This window comes from Herbaspirillum sp. YR522 (assembly GCF_000282575.1).
Taxonomy (GTDB): Bacteria; Pseudomonadota; Gammaproteobacteria; order Burkholderiales; family Burkholderiaceae_D; genus Herbaspirillum.
The window spans coordinates 59,616-75,610 of sequence record NZ_AKJA01000138.1; the positions used below are offsets into that span (position 1 = coordinate 59,616).

At 60.6% G+C, this 15,995-nt stretch carries 14 protein-coding genes; 5 read left to right on the forward strand and 9 right to left on the reverse strand.

The window, feature by feature from the left end:
• Positions 1-207 precede the first annotated feature (207 nt).
• From PMI40_RS19985 to PMI40_RS20015, 7 genes are all read right to left on the reverse strand, one after another.
• Positions 208-969 (reverse strand): TSUP family transporter, encoded by a 762-nt coding sequence (locus tag PMI40_RS19985; protein ID WP_008119104.1) that lies wholly within the window; start codon positions 967-969, stop codon positions 208-210.
• Between the two features lie 427 nt (positions 970-1,396).
• Positions 1,397-2,377: a branched-chain amino acid ABC transporter permease gene (locus tag PMI40_RS19990; protein WP_008119107.1), complete on the reverse strand. Its 981-nt coding sequence runs from the start codon at positions 2,375-2,377 to the stop codon at positions 1,397-1,399.
• 13 nt (positions 2,378-2,390) lie between these two features.
• Complete coding sequence (locus PMI40_RS19995; protein ID WP_008119109.1) at positions 2,391-3,275, reverse strand: branched-chain amino acid ABC transporter permease; 885 nt, start codon at positions 3,273-3,275, stop codon at positions 2,391-2,393.
• A 127-nt stretch (positions 3,276-3,402) separates the two neighbouring features.
• Complete coding sequence (locus PMI40_RS20000; RefSeq protein WP_008119111.1) at positions 3,403-4,614, reverse strand: ABC transporter substrate-binding protein; 1,212 nt, start codon at positions 4,612-4,614, stop codon at positions 3,403-3,405.
• Between the two features lie 150 nt (positions 4,615-4,764).
• The gene (locus PMI40_RS20005) at positions 4,765-5,523 is read right to left on the reverse strand and encodes an ABC transporter ATP-binding protein (protein ID WP_008119113.1); all 759 of its coding nucleotides are present in this window, start codon (positions 5,521-5,523) and stop codon (positions 4,765-4,767) included.
• Positions 5,523-6,293: an ABC transporter ATP-binding protein gene (locus tag PMI40_RS20010; RefSeq protein WP_008119115.1), complete on the reverse strand. Its 771-nt coding sequence runs from the start codon at positions 6,291-6,293 to the stop codon at positions 5,523-5,525. Before PMI40_RS20010 ends, PMI40_RS20005 begins: the two co-directional genes overlap by 1 nt.
• Positions 6,294-6,512: 219 nt before the next feature.
• Positions 6,513-8,138, reverse strand: a complete 1,626-nt coding sequence (locus PMI40_RS20015; protein ID WP_008119117.1) for a GMC family oxidoreductase — start codon at positions 8,136-8,138, stop codon at positions 6,513-6,515.
• 192 nt (positions 8,139-8,330) lie between these two features.
• Here PMI40_RS20015 and PMI40_RS20020 point away from each other — a divergent pair, with 192 nt between their 5' ends.
• Both PMI40_RS20020 and PMI40_RS20025 read left to right on the forward strand, forming a co-directional pair.
• A complete protein-coding gene (locus tag PMI40_RS20020; RefSeq protein ID WP_008119120.1) occupies positions 8,331-9,212 on the forward strand; it encodes a LysR family transcriptional regulator in 882 nt (293 codons plus the stop codon).
• Between the two features lie 368 nt (positions 9,213-9,580).
• Positions 9,581-9,892 (forward strand): 2Fe-2S iron-sulfur cluster-binding protein, encoded by a 312-nt coding sequence (locus tag PMI40_RS20025; protein WP_008119122.1) that lies wholly within the window; start codon positions 9,581-9,583, stop codon positions 9,890-9,892.
• 597 nt (positions 9,893-10,489) lie between these two features.
• Here PMI40_RS20025 and PMI40_RS20030 read toward each other — a convergent pair.
• Together PMI40_RS20030 and PMI40_RS20035 are read right to left on the reverse strand one after the other, a co-directional pair.
• Positions 10,490-12,526, reverse strand: a complete 2,037-nt coding sequence (locus PMI40_RS20030) for an AsmA family protein (protein ID WP_008119124.1) — start codon at positions 12,524-12,526, stop codon at positions 10,490-10,492.
• 82 nt (positions 12,527-12,608) lie between these two features.
• On the reverse strand, positions 12,609-13,568 hold the full coding sequence (locus PMI40_RS20035; RefSeq protein ID WP_008119126.1) for a LysR family transcriptional regulator: 960 nt from the start codon (positions 13,566-13,568) through the stop codon (positions 12,609-12,611).
• A 156-nt stretch (positions 13,569-13,724) separates the two neighbouring features.
• On the opposite strand from PMI40_RS20035, the gene PMI40_RS20040 reads away from it, so the two are divergent.
• The 3 genes from PMI40_RS20040 (at position 13,725) to PMI40_RS20050 (ending at position 15,785) form a co-directional block, all read left to right on the forward strand.
• The gene (locus PMI40_RS20040; RefSeq protein WP_008119128.1) at positions 13,725-13,958 is read left to right on the forward strand and encodes a hypothetical protein; all 234 of its coding nucleotides are present in this window, start codon (positions 13,725-13,727) and stop codon (positions 13,956-13,958) included.
• Positions 13,959-14,491: 533 nt separating this feature from the next.
• A complete protein-coding gene (locus PMI40_RS20045; RefSeq protein WP_008119130.1) occupies positions 14,492-14,809 on the forward strand; it encodes a hypothetical protein in 318 nt (105 codons plus the stop codon).
• Between the two features lie 208 nt (positions 14,810-15,017).
• A complete protein-coding gene (locus PMI40_RS20050; protein ID WP_008119132.1) occupies positions 15,018-15,785 on the forward strand; it encodes a class II glutamine amidotransferase in 768 nt (255 codons plus the stop codon).
• Positions 15,786-15,995: the final 210 nt, after the last annotated feature.

Below are 15,995 nucleotides of genomic sequence, written 5' to 3' on the forward strand. Positions count from 1 at the left end.
TGATCCAGGCCACCGAGAGATGGATCACGTATTGGCGGATCAACGACAGTCGACAGGCTCGACAATGAAACAATCCCTGGTTTGTTTCACGTGAAACAGGAGGAGCAAGCAAGCCAGCAAGCGCGACCGACAAAAAAAAACGGAACCCATGGTTCCGTTTTCATTTTGCCGAGTGTTGATCTTCAGCGTTGTTTCACGTGAAACAAGTCACCGAAGGAATGCATCGTACCCACTCTTCAGGATCAGGGCCCCGACCACGAACAGGAACAGCTTGCGGACGAATACGCTGCCATGCTTCATCGCCAGGCGGGTGCCCACCAGCGACCCGGCGATATTGAACACGGCCATCAGCAACCCTAATTGCCAGATCACATGCCCGCTGTACCCGAACCAGCACAGGGCCGCCAGGTTGGTTGCGATGTTGACGAACTTCGACACGGCAGACGCCGACAGGAAGTCATAGCTGAATATCCGCACGAACAGGAACACCAGGAAGCTGCCAGTGCCCGGACCAAACACGCCATCATAGAAACCGACCGCGCCGCCGATCAGCGCGGCGTAGATCATTTCCCTCGTTCCGGTCAAGGTGGGCGCATGGGTCTGCCCGAAGTCCTTCTTCTTCCAGGTATAGATGGCCACCGCAATCAAGACAAAAGGGAGGGCCTTGCGGATCAGGTCGGTCGGAATATGGGTGACCACATAGGCGCCGAAGAATGAAAACGCAAATGCGGCGAATGCGGCCGGAGTGACCGTGCTCCACCGGACCACGACACGCCTTGCAAAATTGATGGCCGCCGCACTGGTGCCCATGACCCCGGCGATCTTGTTGGTACCCAGCAAGGTCGCCGGGGCCGTATTGGGAAATACCGAAAACAGCGCCGGCACCAGGACCAGCCCTCCTCCACCCACGACGGCATCAATCAAGCCGGCCACGAATGCGGCCGCACAAAGGATCAGGTAATCAGCCATGGCTGGCTACCTGAAAAAACATCGAAAAACGCATGGAAGACTTTCACAAAGGAGGATGGCGACAGACCGGAGCGGACTGCGTGGTGTTATCGATAAGCGGACCGTCCGATATTCTCTTGTGGACAAGAAGCAGGCGGTTTTGCTTCCCTGTGGACAACATGAAATCATGGGCGATGCCGCAAGCCGTATTCTACCGCTTCACCCCTTGCAGAATAAGTAACAGACGCCGCGTACACCGGTGTCAAGCAGCGCAACAGCATCAAACGTAGTCAAGACTTTCTGTGGATAACTGTGTGCATAACATGTTGATGAGAAACCGCGATATCGACCGCCCAAAAAATTACCGCCGGGAAACCTGCTATCCAGGTCGCCCGGCGGCGTGTGCATCGGTCCCGCAAGACCCATCATACGTTGTCAGTTCGACATGTCAGTGACCAGCCTGGACCTGCCCCTTCTTGAACAATCCCAAGATCTCGCCGACGATGCCCTTGCGGAAGGCCAGCACGCAGACGATGAAGATGAAGCCGGTGACGATGGTGACCGAATCGCCCAGGGTGGAGAACCATTCGATATGGGTCACGCTGGCCAGCCAGTTGCCGATGTCGCCCAGCTTGTTCTCCAGCATGATGATGATCACCGCACCGACGATCGGCCCCACGATGGTACCCAGGCCACCGACCAGCGTCATCAGCACCACCAGTCCCGACATGCTCCAATGCACGTCGGTGAGCGTCTCGAAGCCCAGCACCACCGTCTTGGTGGCCCCTGCCAGGCCTGACAAGGCTGCCGAGAGCACGAATGCCAGCAACTTGTAGCGCGCCACGTCATAGCCCAGCGAGATGGCACGCGGCTCGTTTTCCTTGATGGCGTTGAGCACCTTGCCGAATGGCGAATGGATGGTACGTACGATCAGCGAGAAGCCGAACACGGCAATGGCCAGCACCACGTAGTACAGGGTCAGGTCGCTGGAGAGGTCGATGACACCCAGCAGCTTGCCGCGCGGCACGCCCTGCAGGCCGTCTTCGCCGCCGGTGAACGGCACCTGCAACGCCACGAAGTACAACATCTGCGCCAGCGCCAGGGTAATCATCGTGAAATAGATGCCCTGGCGGCGAATGGCCAGCAGGCCCATCACCAGGCCGATCAGGGCCGCGGCCGCGGTACCGACCAGCAAACCCAGTTCGGTCGGCAGACCCCAGGTCTTGATCGACTGGCCGCACAGGTACCCGGCCCAGCCCAGGAAGGCCGCATGACCGAACGACAACAGCCCGGTGTAGCCAATGAGCAGGTTGAAGGCGCATGCGAACAATGCGAAGCACAGCATCTTCATCAGGAACACCGGATAGATCCCGAATGGCGCCACCAGCGCCAGGACCAGCAATACACCAACGATCAACTTCTTGTTCATGTCCTACTCCCGATCATTTCTCTTTGCCGAACAGGCCGGCAGGACGGACCATCAGCACGATTGCCATGATGATGAAGACCACGGTGGCAGACAGCTCGGGATAGAACACCCGGGTCAGACCCTCGATCAGGCCCAGCAGCAGGCCGGTGACGATGGAGCCGAGGATCGATCCCATGCCGCCGATGACCACCACCGCGAACACCGTGATGATCAGGTTCGAACCCATCAGCGGCGACACCTGGATCACCGGTGCGGCCAGCACGCCAGCGAAGGCCGCCAGCGCCACGCCGAAACCATAGGTCAGGGTCACCATCAGCGGCACGTTGATGCCGAACGCCTCGACCAGCTTGGGGTTCTCGGTGCCGGCACGCAGGTAGGCGCCCAGGCGCGTCTTCTCGATCACGAACCAGGTCGAGAAGCACACGACGAGCGATGCCACCACCACCCAGGCGCGATAGTTCGGCAGCACCATGAAACCCAGGTTGGTGGCGCCCTGGAGCGCCTCGGGCACCGAATACGGCTGCCCCGAGACCCCATACACCGAGCGGAAGATACCCTCGACCATCAGCGTGATGCCGAAAGTCAGCAGCAGGCCATACAGGTGATCGAGCTTGTAGAGCCAGCGCAGCATGGTCTTCTCGATGAGGATGCCGAACGCACCCACGATGACCGGCGCCAGCGCCAGCATCACCCAGTAGTTGAGCTCGAAATAGGACAGGCCCATCCATGCCAGGAAGGCGCCCATCATGTACAAAGTGCCGTGCGCAAAGTTGATCACGTTGAGCAGGCCGAAGATCACCGCCAGGCCCAGCGACAACATGGCATAGAAGGAGCCGTTGACCAGTCCCAGCAACAGCTGGCTGAGCAAGGCTTGCAGGGGGATTCCGAAAATTTCCATAAAACTCATTCATCCAGGATGGGTGAAGGGCGCTGGCCGACAATAAAAATCTGTCATTCCACCTGGGCGGAAATGACAGATTTCACAAGGCGACGCAGCTACCGTGCTCCGTCAGGTCGCAAGCGACTTACTTCCACAAGGCGCACTTCGATTCGGCCTTGGTGGTCCACGCCTGCTCGGCGGGAATGGTCTGCACCAGCTTGTAGTAATCCCATGGATACTTGGACTCGGACGGTGCCTTGACCTGGAACAGGTACATGTCATGCATCACACGGCCATCGGCGCGCAGATAGCCGTTCTTCTGGTAGAGATCGTTGAACTTGGTCTTGCGCAGCACCGACAGCACCTTGTCGGCGTCATCCGAACCGGCTTCCTTGACCGCCTTCAGGTATTGCAGGGTGGCCGAATAGTCGGCGGCCTGCAGCGACGAAGGATTTTTCTTCTGCTTGGCGAAATAACGCTTGGCGAAGGCACGGGTCTCGTCGTTGGTGTCCCAGTACCAGCTGTCGGTCAGGTACAGGCCTTCGGTGGTCTTGAGCGTGAGCGAATGGATGTCGTTGATGAACACCAGCAGGCCGGCCAGCTTGGCGGTCTTGGTGATGCCGAATTCGTTGGCCGCCTTGACCGCATTGATGAAGTCGCCGCCGGCATTGGCCAGGCCGACGATCTGGGCCTTGGAGCTTTGCGCCTGCAACAGGAACGACGAGAAGTCCGACGCATTGAGCGGATGCTTGACCGAGCCCACCACGGTGCCGCCCGCGGCCTTGACGACGTTGGCGGTGTCGGATTCGAGCGAATGACCGAACGCATAGTCGGCGGTCAGGAAGAACCAGCTCTTGCCGCCCTGCTTGACCACTGCCGAGCCGGTACCCTTGGCCAGTGCCACGGTGTCGTAGGCATAGTGGACGGTATAGGCCGAGCACTCTTCGTTGGTCAGGCGGGCCGAGCCGGCGCCGATCTGGATATAGACCTTCTTCTTTTCGGCGGCAATCTTGGCCGAAGCCAGGGCGGTGCCGGAGTTGGTGCCGCCGATGAGCACATCCACGCCCTGCTGGTCGAACCATTCACGCGCCTTGCTGGCGGCCACGTCAGCCTTGTTCTGGTGGTCGGCCACGATCAGTTCGACCTTCTTGCCATTGATGCTGCCGCCCATGTCTGCAATGGCCAGGCGGATCGCTTCCGCGCCGCCCTGGCCATCGATGTCGGAATAGACGCCCGAGATATCGGTGAGGAACCCGATCTTGATGACGTCGCCGGAAATCTGCGCCGACGCAGGCGCCGACAGCGAGAATGCCGCCGCCGCGGTAGTGACGGCCAATGCCATTGCCTTGAGTTTCATTTTCATCTCCTCTAGTGTTGAAGCCCGCTGAATGGGTTGTCAGCCGGACTGCGTGACAGCTTTTTTATGGATTCGCGGAGAGCATCGCTCCCCTTTCCGGTACTTGTGGGCAGTACTCTTGAAACGCCTTGCGGCAGCGCCGGATATGTCTTACACACCCAGCAATTCGTTGAGGGTCGACATCTTCGCATCGAGCTGCCCGGCTTCGAACGACTCGACGATCTGGCCGTGTTCCATCACATAGAAACGATCGGCCAGCGGCGCGGCAAAGCGGAAATTCTGCTCGACCATCACGATGGTATAGCCCTTGGCCTTGAGCGCCAGGATCATGCGCGCCAGTGCCTGCACGATGACCGGCGCCAGGCCCTCGGAGATCTCGTCGAGCAACAGCAGGCGCGCGCCGGTACGCAGGATGCGCGCCACCGCCAGCATCTGCTGTTCGCCCCCCGACAGGCGCGTGCCCTGGCTGTTGCGGCGTTCCTTCAGGTTGGGGAACATCTCGTAGATCTCGTCGATCGACATGCCGCGGTCGTTCTTGGAGACGAACGGCGGCAGCAGCAGGTTTTCTTCAGCCGAGAGCGAAGAAAAGATGCCGCGCTCCTCGGGGCAGTAACCGACGCCGAAGTGCGCGATCTTGTGCGTGGCCAGGTCGATGGTCTCGCGCCCGTCGATCTTGATGGAGCCCTTGCGGGTGCCTACCAGGCCCATGATCGAACGCAGCGTGGTGGTGCGACCGGCGCCATTGCGGCCCAGCAGCGTGACCACCTCGCCCCGGCGGACATTGAGGTTGACGTTGTGCAGGATGTGCGATTCGCCATACCAGGATTGCAGATCGGTGATCTGCAGGGCCAGCGGCGCATTGCTGGCGGAGACCGGGTCCGCGGCGTGGTCCAGGGCTGTGCTGGTCATCAGTGCGCTCCTTCCAGCTCGGCGCTGACGGTGCCCATGTAGGCCTCCATCACCTGCGGATTGCGCGATACCTCGGCATAGTTGCCCTCGGCCAGCACGGCCCCGCGCTGCAGCACGCTGATGCGGTCACAGATACCGGAGATGACGCTCATGTTGTGTTCCACCATCAGGATGGTGCGCCCGGCCGAGACCTTCTTGATCAGCGCCGTGACCCGATCGACGTCCTCGTGCCCCATGCCCTGGGTCGGTTCGTCCAGCAGCATCAGTTCGGGTTCCATCGCCAGCGTGGTGGCGATCTCGAGCGCACGCTTGCGCCCGTATGGCAGGTCCACCGTGGTGGTGTGGGCGAAGCTGGTGAGGTCGACCTCATCGAGCAATTGCATGGCGCGCGCGTCGAGCTGCTTGAGGCTGTCGCCGTTCTTCCAGAAGTGGAACGACGTGCCCAGCTTGCGCTGCAGGCCGATACGCACGTTCTCCAGCACGCTCATGTGCGGGAACACGGCCGATATCTGGAACGAGCGGATGATGCCCTGGCGCGCAATCTGCGCCGGTGCGTCCGCGGTGATGTCGCGACCGTTGAACAGGATCTGGCCCGAGGTCGGCACCAGGAACTTGGTCAGCAGGTTGAAACAGGTAGTCTTGCCGGCGCCGTTGGGGCCGATCAATGCATGAATGTGGCCACGCTCAATGTGCAGATTGACCGCGCTAACCGCCGTGAAACCCTTGAATTCCTTCGTCAGGTTCCGTGTCTCCAGAATGACGTCTGTCATAGTCTCATCTTTCCCTTTTATGCCCGCGCCGGTGGTCCGGACGTCGTGGCCTGCCCTACTGCGGTCGTCGTACCTGGGCACCCGAAACCGCGTTTTTTATCTGGCGAAGCGGAGAAGCTGTTTTTAATATTTGGCGCATAGTAGCCGAGTCGTACCATTCCTACAATACGTATAAGTACCGTATCGCATCAGCGTTTGGGTATCGCCGCGCAGCCCTTTTCAGGCGTGCATTCCCAGCAGGTGCGACGCCACTTTTTCGGCAATCATCACCGTCGGCGAATTGGTGTTGCCGGAGGTGATGGTAGGCATCACGGAGGCGTCGGCCACGTACAGGCCACGTACCCCTTGCACCCGGCATCGCGAGTCCACCACGGCCTGCCTGTCGCCGCTGCGCCCCATGCGGCAGGTGCCGACCGGATGGAAGATGGTCGTGCCGACTTCGCCGGCGGCGCGGTGCAGGTCGGCGGCACTCTGGTATTGCGGGCCCGGCTTGAATTCCTCGGGCCGGTACCTGGCCAGCGCCGGCGCGGCGGCGATGCGCCGGGTCAGTGTGATCGAGTCGGCCGCCACCTGCAGGTCCTCGGGAGTGGACAGGTAGTTGGTGGTGATCCTGGGCGCCAGCGCGTGGTCGGTCGAGGCCAGGCGCACATGACCGCGTGAGGTCGGGCGCAGGTTGCACACGCTGGCGGTGAAGGCCGGGAAGGCGTGCAGCGGATCGCCGAATTTTTCCAGCGAAAGCGGCTGCACGTGGTACTCGAGGTTGGCGCTGGCCTGGCCCGGGTCGGACTTGGCAAACGCGCCCAGCTGCGACGGTGCCATCGACATCGGTCCGCTTTGCATGAACATGTATTCCAGCCCGATCATCATCTTGCCCAGCATGCTCGACGCCATGGCGTTGAGCGTCTTGGCGCCGGCGACCCGGAATGCGGTGCGGATCTGCAGGTGATCCTGCAGGTTTTCGCCCACGCCGGGCAGGTCGCGTACCACCGGGATCTGGTGCTGCGCCAGCAACTCGGCGCTGCCGATGCCCGACATCTGCAGGATATGGGGCGAGCCGATGGCGCCGGCGCACAGGATGGTCTGCTTGCGCGACTGCGCAAACCAGGCGCCGTTGCCGCCGGTGAATTCGACACCGGTGCACAGCGGTCCGTCGGGCCCGGCGCTCATGCGCAGCTTGCTGACGTGCGAACCGGTCATGATGTCCAGATTGCCCTTCTTCATCGCCGGCCGCAGGAAGGCCTTGGAGGCGTTCCAGCGAATGCCGCGCTTCTGGTTGACGTCGAAATAACCGCATCCCTCGTTGTCGCCGCGGTTGAAATCATCGATCCTGGGGATGCCGGTCTGCGCGGCGGCCTCGCGGAAGGCGTCGAGGATGTCCCAGCGCAGGCGCTGTTTCTCGACCCGCCATTCGCCACCGGCGCCATGGAAATCGTCGCCGCCACCATGGTAATCCTCGCTCTTGCGAAACAGGGGCAGCACATTCTGCCAGCGCCAGCTGTCATCTCCGCTTATCTGCGCCCATTCGTCGTAATCCCGCGCCTGGCCGCGCATGTAGATCATGCCATTGATCGACGAACAGCCTCCGAGTACCTTGCCCCGCGGATAGATCAGGCTGCGCCCGTTGAGCCCGGCATCGGACTCGGTGCGAAACATCCAGTCGGTACGCGGATTGTTGATGCAGTACAGGTACCCGACCGGGATGTGGATCCACAGGTAGTCGTCGCGCGCCCCCGCCTCCAGCAACAGGACCCGCGTGTCGGGCTGCTTGCTGAGCCGGTTGGCCATGACGCAGCCGGCGGTGCCGCCGCCGATGACGATGTAGTCGTACTCCCCTGCTGATTGCATGCTGTCTCCTCGATGCCGGTTTTTTTTATCAAAGTCACTGGGTGGCTCATAAGTGATTCTTTGGTCGCGCTAGAGCATAGCTTGCTAAACGCCGCGCAGCCAATCAGATATTATCAATCGCAATATTACGATTACTTATAATTCAAAAACATAAAAATGCTCGTATTTTGTTACTTTTGAGAGATTTTATCGATGGATATCAACCATTTACGCGCATTTGCCGAAGTGGCGCGCGAAGGCAACCTCACCCGTGCAGCTGACCGCCTGCATGTCAGCCAGCCCGCCGTCAGTCTCCAGATCAAGGCGCTGCAGGAGCAACTCGGGTTGCAACTGTTCATCCGTACCGCCAGCGGCATGACACTTACGGTCGAAGGCAACAAGCTGCTGCCGCTGGCCGAGCGGGTATTGGCGGACATGCAGGAATTTCGCCGGCATGCCGACGCGCTCCAGACCAGTGCCGTGCATCTGTCGGGCACGCTGGCCATCGGCACCATCCTGGATCCGGAATTCATCCGTCTGGGCGCTTTCCTGAAGCACCTGGTGAGCCGTTATCCGCGTCTGTCTACCCGACTGTCGCACCACATGTCGGGATCGGTCCTGCAACAGATCCGTGATGGCCGCCTGGATGTCGGTTTTTTCCTGGGCGATCCCGGGCCCGGTTTGCAGGCAGTCAGCCTGACGCCGTTCACCTACAACGTGATTGCTCCCGCCGGTTGGAAAAACCGCGTCGCCGGCCGCGGTTGGAAGGACCTGTCGCGCCTGCCCTGGATCTGGACTCCACCCGAATCCGTCCATCACCGCCTGTTGAGCCAGGTATTTGCACAATATAAAGTGCAACCTGACACCGTTGCATTGGTCGACCAGGAGTCATCCATGCTCGATCTGGTGAAATCGGGCGTCGGACTGTCGCTGGCAAGGTCCTCGATCGCCCTCAACCAGGCCCATGCGCACGGCTTGGTGATTGCCGATGCCGTCGAATTATCGACCGAGCTCAGTTTTGCCTGTCTTGAAAAAAGAAAAAACGAAGATGCCATCAAGGCAGTGCTGCAACTCGTGCAAGAAGTCTGGCGTTGATCACGCAGGCGGCAACGGTGTGTCGATACGGATCGATAAAACCGCATTCCTGCTGACGGTTTGGGTTTTGGAGGGTGTTGGAATGACAGGGGTTTCAAGTTGTCCCCGGGGTTTCCGGTTTTCGGGTTTTAATTTAGATGTGTATATATATAAGTAGTAGTAATAGTTAACGCCGCCGGAAACTGTGGATAACCTGGTTTACACAATAAAAATCAAGAACTTGGCCTCTGCGTAAACGCTTGGTAAGCTTATGCACAGCGCCCTAACAGATTCTGGATAAAATTCGGCTGTGGACAAAACGGAAGGGATATTCCCAATCGACGCAGCGACTATACATAGACTTATCCACACCCCTACCTGCAGCCATCATGTCCCCCGAAGACCAAGCACCGCACCGGATCCTGGTGCTACCGGCCGGTTTCACTTTCGAACAGCGCGATGCCGGGCGCTCGCTGTTGCAATCCGCCCTGGCTGCTGCGATCCGACTGCCCAATTCGTGCCGCAACGGTACCTGCCGCACCTGCATGTGCAGGATGACCAGCGGAAGTGTGGACTACCAGATCGAGTGGCCAGGATTGAGCAAGGAAGAAAAGCGTGACGGCTGGATCCTTCCCTGCGTGGCCATTGCCACCTCCGACCTTGTGCTCGACATACCGACGGCGATCGACCTGACCGCCTGAACCCTTTTCACCGATATCACCGGCGTCACCTGTGGCGGATGGTCGTCAGCGTCGTTGCAAGCCTGCTGCACGATTGCAGGACCGTGTTCGTCCGGAGCGCGAAAGCGTCGACGCAGTTGGTTTTAAATTCAAGCTGTGTATAAGAATAGTAGTAATAGTTAACGACCCCTGCTGTCTGTGGATAACCAGGTTTACCCGAAAAGAAACAGCGGCTTGCGCAAAGGATAAGCAATAGGGCAACACCTGTATGACGCCCTGACAGTTCGGGGATAAAAATTCGATCTGGGATAACTTTTGCAGTTTTCCCCAATCGGTAAAAAACTTATTCAGAACTTTATCCACAGGCCAGGCTGTGCGTTTACACAGTGGTTGGCGGCGGCTCTATTTGCCTCTTGGAAAGCGCGAGCGCGTACGGTCGTCGCCGGAGCCAGTCTGCGCAAGGGTTTGAGCGTGATCGGCCCCGTCTTTGGTGCGGCGGATCGCAGGTGAACCGAATCGATCAAGGTAAAAAACGGCTTGACGGCTAGCCCGAAAACACCAACGGCCGGAAAGTTATCCCCCGGCCGCAGGTGGTTTTACAAACCGTTATCGCTCTGCCTATTTTTTAGGCGTAACTTTTGTCGAGCTCCTGGATTTGCCCGCAGGCGGGGCCACCGGTGCCTTCTTCGCCTCGTCCAGCAGGCCGCCGCAGTCGGCTTTCTGTTCGCCATCGATATTGACCAGCGGCAGGATGGCCGCGACCGGCGCCAGGAACGCCAAGGCCACCGCGCCCCCCGCCCTCAGCGCAAGCACGCCCTTGTCCACGCCGACCCCGGGGTCCTTGAAGGTCCCCGTCACGTACAGCGGCGCGCGCAGCGAGATGATGCGCAAGCCCTTGCTGCGCGGATGGATGGTCAACGCCAGCTTCTCGTCCTTCATGTCGACCGTGCCCTCCACATTGACCAGCGCGTCCTCGGTATCGAGCACGAAGGTGCGCGCCGTCAGGATGCCATTGTCCACAGGGAGATCGGCGGCCAGGCAGTTGAGCTTGACCTCCTTGTCGCCGAACAGCTTGTTGATCACGATATTGCCGACGTTGAGTCCCATCTGTTCCAGCAGCAGCTTGCTGATGGCACCCTGGTTGACCAGCATCTTGAGCTGCCCGTTGGACGAGCCCAGCATGGCGGCGACGGAGTTGCCCGTGGCGCTCAGGCGGGCATCGCCATTGATTTCGCCAAAACTGGTGCGCGAGGCATCCAGTGCCGGATACAGCTTCTGGATCTTGAGCCGGCGGGCCGACAACTGCATCTCGGACTTCATCCGGGTCTGCTGGCCGTCGAGCCGGATCGTCGAGCGCAACTGGCCCCCTGCCACGCCGAAATCGAGCGGCGCCAGCGACAGCACCTTATCCTTGAGGATCAGATGTGCCTGCAGGTCGGTAATGGGCAGGTCCTTCTGCTTGACGATACGCTTGCCGGTCAGCTTGACGTCGGCATCCAGTGCGCCCCAGGCCTCGGTGCTGAATGGCTTTACCGGAAGCACCCGATTGCCGGGTTGCCTTTCCTCGGCGCCGCGCTGCGCCTTCTCGGCGTTGGAATCGGCGCCGATCAATGGCGCCAGGTCTTCGAATCGCAATACGTTCGAGACAAGCTCGCCAGCCAGTTGCGGCCGCTCGCCGCCGGTGCTGTAGTGCAAGCTGCCGCCCAGGTCGCTGCCACCGACAGTGCCACTGAATTCTTCGTAGGTCCATTCGCTGTGGCTGGCATCGAGCTTGCCGATCAGCCGTCCCTGCGTGGCGAACGGCGGGGTCTCGGGCAGCAAGACACCGGTCAATGGATAGAGATTGCCCATGCTGGCGCCGGACAGCGCCAGATGCAGGTCGAGCGCGGCCAGTTCGGCTGGCTTGGTCAGCGTGCCACGTACGCCGATGCTGGTCTTGCCGACCTTGACCTCGGCCTGCAGGGGATAGGGTTGTCGCTGGTCCTGCAGCGACAGCACGCCACCGGCGCGGCCGCCGCCTGACACCGGGGCACCGTTGAACGAGCCCTTGACGGTCCAGGCCAGTCCATAGACCGGGTCGCGTGCCGGATCGAGCGTGTCGACTTGCGCCTTGATGGCGACCTTCTTGACCGCATCGTCGAGCGACAGCCTGCCCTGGCGCAGGACCAGGCGTCCAAGCTTGAGTTGCCAGGTCGATGGACTGTCGCTGCTCTTGAAGGTCCAGTTGTTCGAATTGTCCTTGTGACGCACCAGTGCGACTTCGGGCTGCTCGATCTCCAGCGTCGGGATCGAGATATCGCGCGCCAGCAATGGCAACGGATTGAGCGTGAAGGTGATCTGGCCGATGGTGGCCGTGGCACCGGCGGGAACGAACGATTCGGGGTTGGCGATGCGCACGCTGCGCGCCTGCAGCCTGGGCCAAGGCACCCAGCGGCCCCAGCGCGATGACGACGCGGCGTCGGCGTCGGCGCGTTGCCAGTGCAGGCTCAGGTCGCCCTCGATGGCGAATTGACGGCCGATCGATTCGCTGACGCGCTGGTTGATCCAGGGGCGGGCGCGGTTCCAGTCGAAGGTGAGGATGAAGATGACCGCCGCGACGACGGCCAGGAGAAGGGCGGCAAGCGCGCCCAGTATTATTTTTGCGGTACGTGACATGGACAGTCCGGCGAAGGGTGATCGACATGCGCCGGACACGGCGGCCATGTCTGATCGGTCTTCAGACTGTCTGCGGCAGCATCTAGCGCTTCATGTTGATACGACCGAATTCGTCGTGCGTCGTTGCACTCAGGTGGGCACGCAGCCATTTGTGCGCGGGATTGCGGGCGTCGCGCTCGTGCCACAGCATGTCGACATGTTCTTCCGGGGTCTGGAACGGCAGTTCCTTGACCACCAGTGCCTCGGCCATGCCGGTAGCCGCCACCAGGTGGCGCGGCAAGACCGTGATCAACTCGGAACTGGCCACGATACGCCCGGCGGTGAAGAACTGGTTGACCGTCAACAGGATCTTGCGCTCGCGATTCATGCCGGCCAGCACGTCGTCGATGACAGCGTGGGGCTTGCCCGACAGGCTCACCAGCAGGTGGTCGGCGGCGCAATAGGTATCCAGGGTAAGCGGCTGCCCGGCCAGCGGGTGCCCCTTGTGCATGACGCACACGTATTGGCCGGTATAGAGCCGGGCGTGGCTGATCTGGCTCTTGGCCATGCCCTGGCCGTCGGCCAGCTGGGCCGTCACACCGGGAAAGAAGCCTACCGCCAGGTCGATGTCGCCGCGCAACAACATGGCGCGCGGGTCGCGCGTGGTCAGCGGCATCATGCGCACCTTGATGCCGGGCGCGTCGCGCATGATGGTGCGCACCAGCGATGGCAGCCACAGGGCAGCGGTGGCATCCACCATGGCCATGCGGAACGTGATCTGGGCGCGGGCGATATCAAAGCTTTCCGGTGCGATCACCGCTTCCAGCTCGGACAGGGTGCGGCGCACGGTCGGCCATAGTTCTTCGGCGCGCGGGGTCGGCTTGACGCCGTGGGCGGTGCGAATGACGAGGTCGTCGTTGAGCGTATCGCGCAGCCGGCGTAGCGCATTGGAGACAGCCGGCTGCGTCATGGCCAGCAAATTGGCCGCGCGGGTCAGGTTCTGCTCGGTCATCACTGCATCGAATACACGCAGCAGGTTCAGGTCCAGGGTCAGAAAGCTCATAGGGCGGGCCTTTGCAGGCAGAGGTCAGGCGCCGGGTCGGCGAAAGGGTAGCTATTCACGAATTATATAACTGATATCCGAAAAGGAAATTGGTCATCTGAATTCGAGTTCTCTACACTGCAATGCAACATAACACACATCGTAAAGGATCGAATCATGAACACCATCGCCCAAGCAGCACCGACCACTTTCAAGAGCAAGTTCGCAGCCGTCCTGCGCAGCATCTTCATCCATTTCGTCAAGGCGCACGAACTGCAAGCCGTGGCACTGGTGGCAGCCGAACAAGAGCGTTCGCAAGGCACCAAGCAACTGAACCGCATGGCAGACAAGTTCGAAGCCACCCAGCCCAACCTGGCTGCAGAACTGCGCTTCATCGCTTCGCGCGGCTGATCGGGCCGCGGCGCATTGCCGCGATGACCGCAGTTTCGCAGTACCAAAAGATTCAAGGTTTACCATTTTTACCAGTTGCGCGCTACCGCGTGCAATTTGGCGCCAGGCTCAAACGGCCTGTGCGCCTGGTGTGAAGGATTTCGGTTGTTCGGCGCGTACGGCGCTTGTGTTGACGCTGATTCGATCCACGCGTCTGGACACCGATCCGTTGTCTCCTCCTCCCTCTTTAGGAAGGATTAACCCCGCAGGCTTGGCCTGTGGGGTTTTTTTTCGTCGGTTGCATCATGCACCCAGCGGCGACGGCGGGCTGCGAAAAAACAACAGCGGGCCCAGCCGCCTGCGCATGGTGGATGCTCCGCATCGACGCCGTGGGCTGTGTAGGCACGCCTTGCGGTGCATTCCCCGCCATATTCACATAGCCTATATCAGTTATGAGAACTCTAAAGTGGTCGTACAAATTCAACGATCCTATACTGCGACGCAGCACACTGAATTCGACCGTCGTTCCGCGCATTATCAGAGGTAGAAATAACATGTCCTTCCTGACCCTGGCTTTTCCCGTCGAGACCGCGATCCCCGTCGCGCAGACGCTGATTGCCGCCGCTAGCGCCTATCTGCGCCCGGTCCTGGGCCTGGGGGCGCTGGTGACCTTGCTGATGGTGTTCAAGCCCCTGCTGGTCGGGGTGGCGCAAGCGCTGATGGTGTTGGTCAAGCCCCGCAAGTCGCTCGAGCAGCGCATCCTGGCGCACCGGTTCAGTGGCAAGCGCATGCTCAACCGCATGGCCAACGAATATAGCGCTACCCAGCCGAATTTCGCCGCGGAACTGCGCACCATGGCCGCGCGTGATTGATTCGCCCAAGGCGCCTGGTGGCAGACCAGGCCAGTGATATCGAATTTGCAGTACGTACCGTGTCTCCTCCTCCCTCTTTAGGAAGGATTAGCCCCGCAGCCCAAAGCTGCGGGGCTTTTTTTGTCCGCATGGCCTTTGGTCATCGAAGTTCGGCCCGCTCTCATGGTAACTTCGGCCTTTCGGCAAACCTCTTCACGCTTCAGACATCATGTGCCAGCTTCTCGGGATGAATTGCAACACGCCGACCGATATCGTCTTCAGTTTTACCGGCTTTGCCACCCGCGGCGGATTGACCGACCACCACAGTGACGGCTGGGGGATCGCCTTCTTCGAAGGGGCCGGCGTGCGGACCTTCGTCGACCACCAGGCCGCCGTGGATTCGCCCGTCGCCCAGTTGATCAAGCACTACCCGATCAAGTCGCAACATGTCATAGCCCACATCCGCAAGGCAACCCAGGGCCGGGTGGCGCTGGCCAATTGCCACCCCTTCGTGCGTGAGCTGTGGGGGCGTTACTGGGTGTTCGCCCACAACGGCGACCTGAAGAATTTCACCCCGGAGCTCGATGGGCCTTTCCATCCGGTGGGCACCACCGATAGCGAACTGGCGTTCTGCTACATCCTGCAGCAACTGCGCAAGCGCTTCGGCGCCGAGCTGCCATTGCTGGCCGACCTGCGCATCGCCTTGCGCGAGATCGTCGACTTCATCGCCAGCCATGGCACCTTCAACATGTTGCTATCGGACGGTTCGGCGCTGCTGACCCATTGTTCGACCAACCTGTACTACATCATCCGCCAGCATCCGTTTGCCACGGCACGCCTGTCCGATGAAGACCTGTCGGTGGACTTCGCCGAAGTCACCACCGTCAACGACCGGGTCGCGGTCATCGTGACCCAGCCCCTGACCAATAATGAAACCTGGACCCAGTACCAGCCCGGCGAGATGAAGGTCTTCATCGATGGCATGGTGGCTGCCTAATTCATAGGCGCACGCCGGGCGCGGCGTCCATCCTTGTCCACAGGGCAATGGCATCAAGGATGTGTTTATCCACAGCAGCACCAAGAATCTGTCCAGCCGGACACCCCGGCCGACTGCTGTTACAAAAAAAACCGTGGGTAACTGCCGGATCCAGCCCGACGCCGGGTGTCACTCTGTCCCTCGAAACCGGCCTGTATGCCTCAGTTGTCC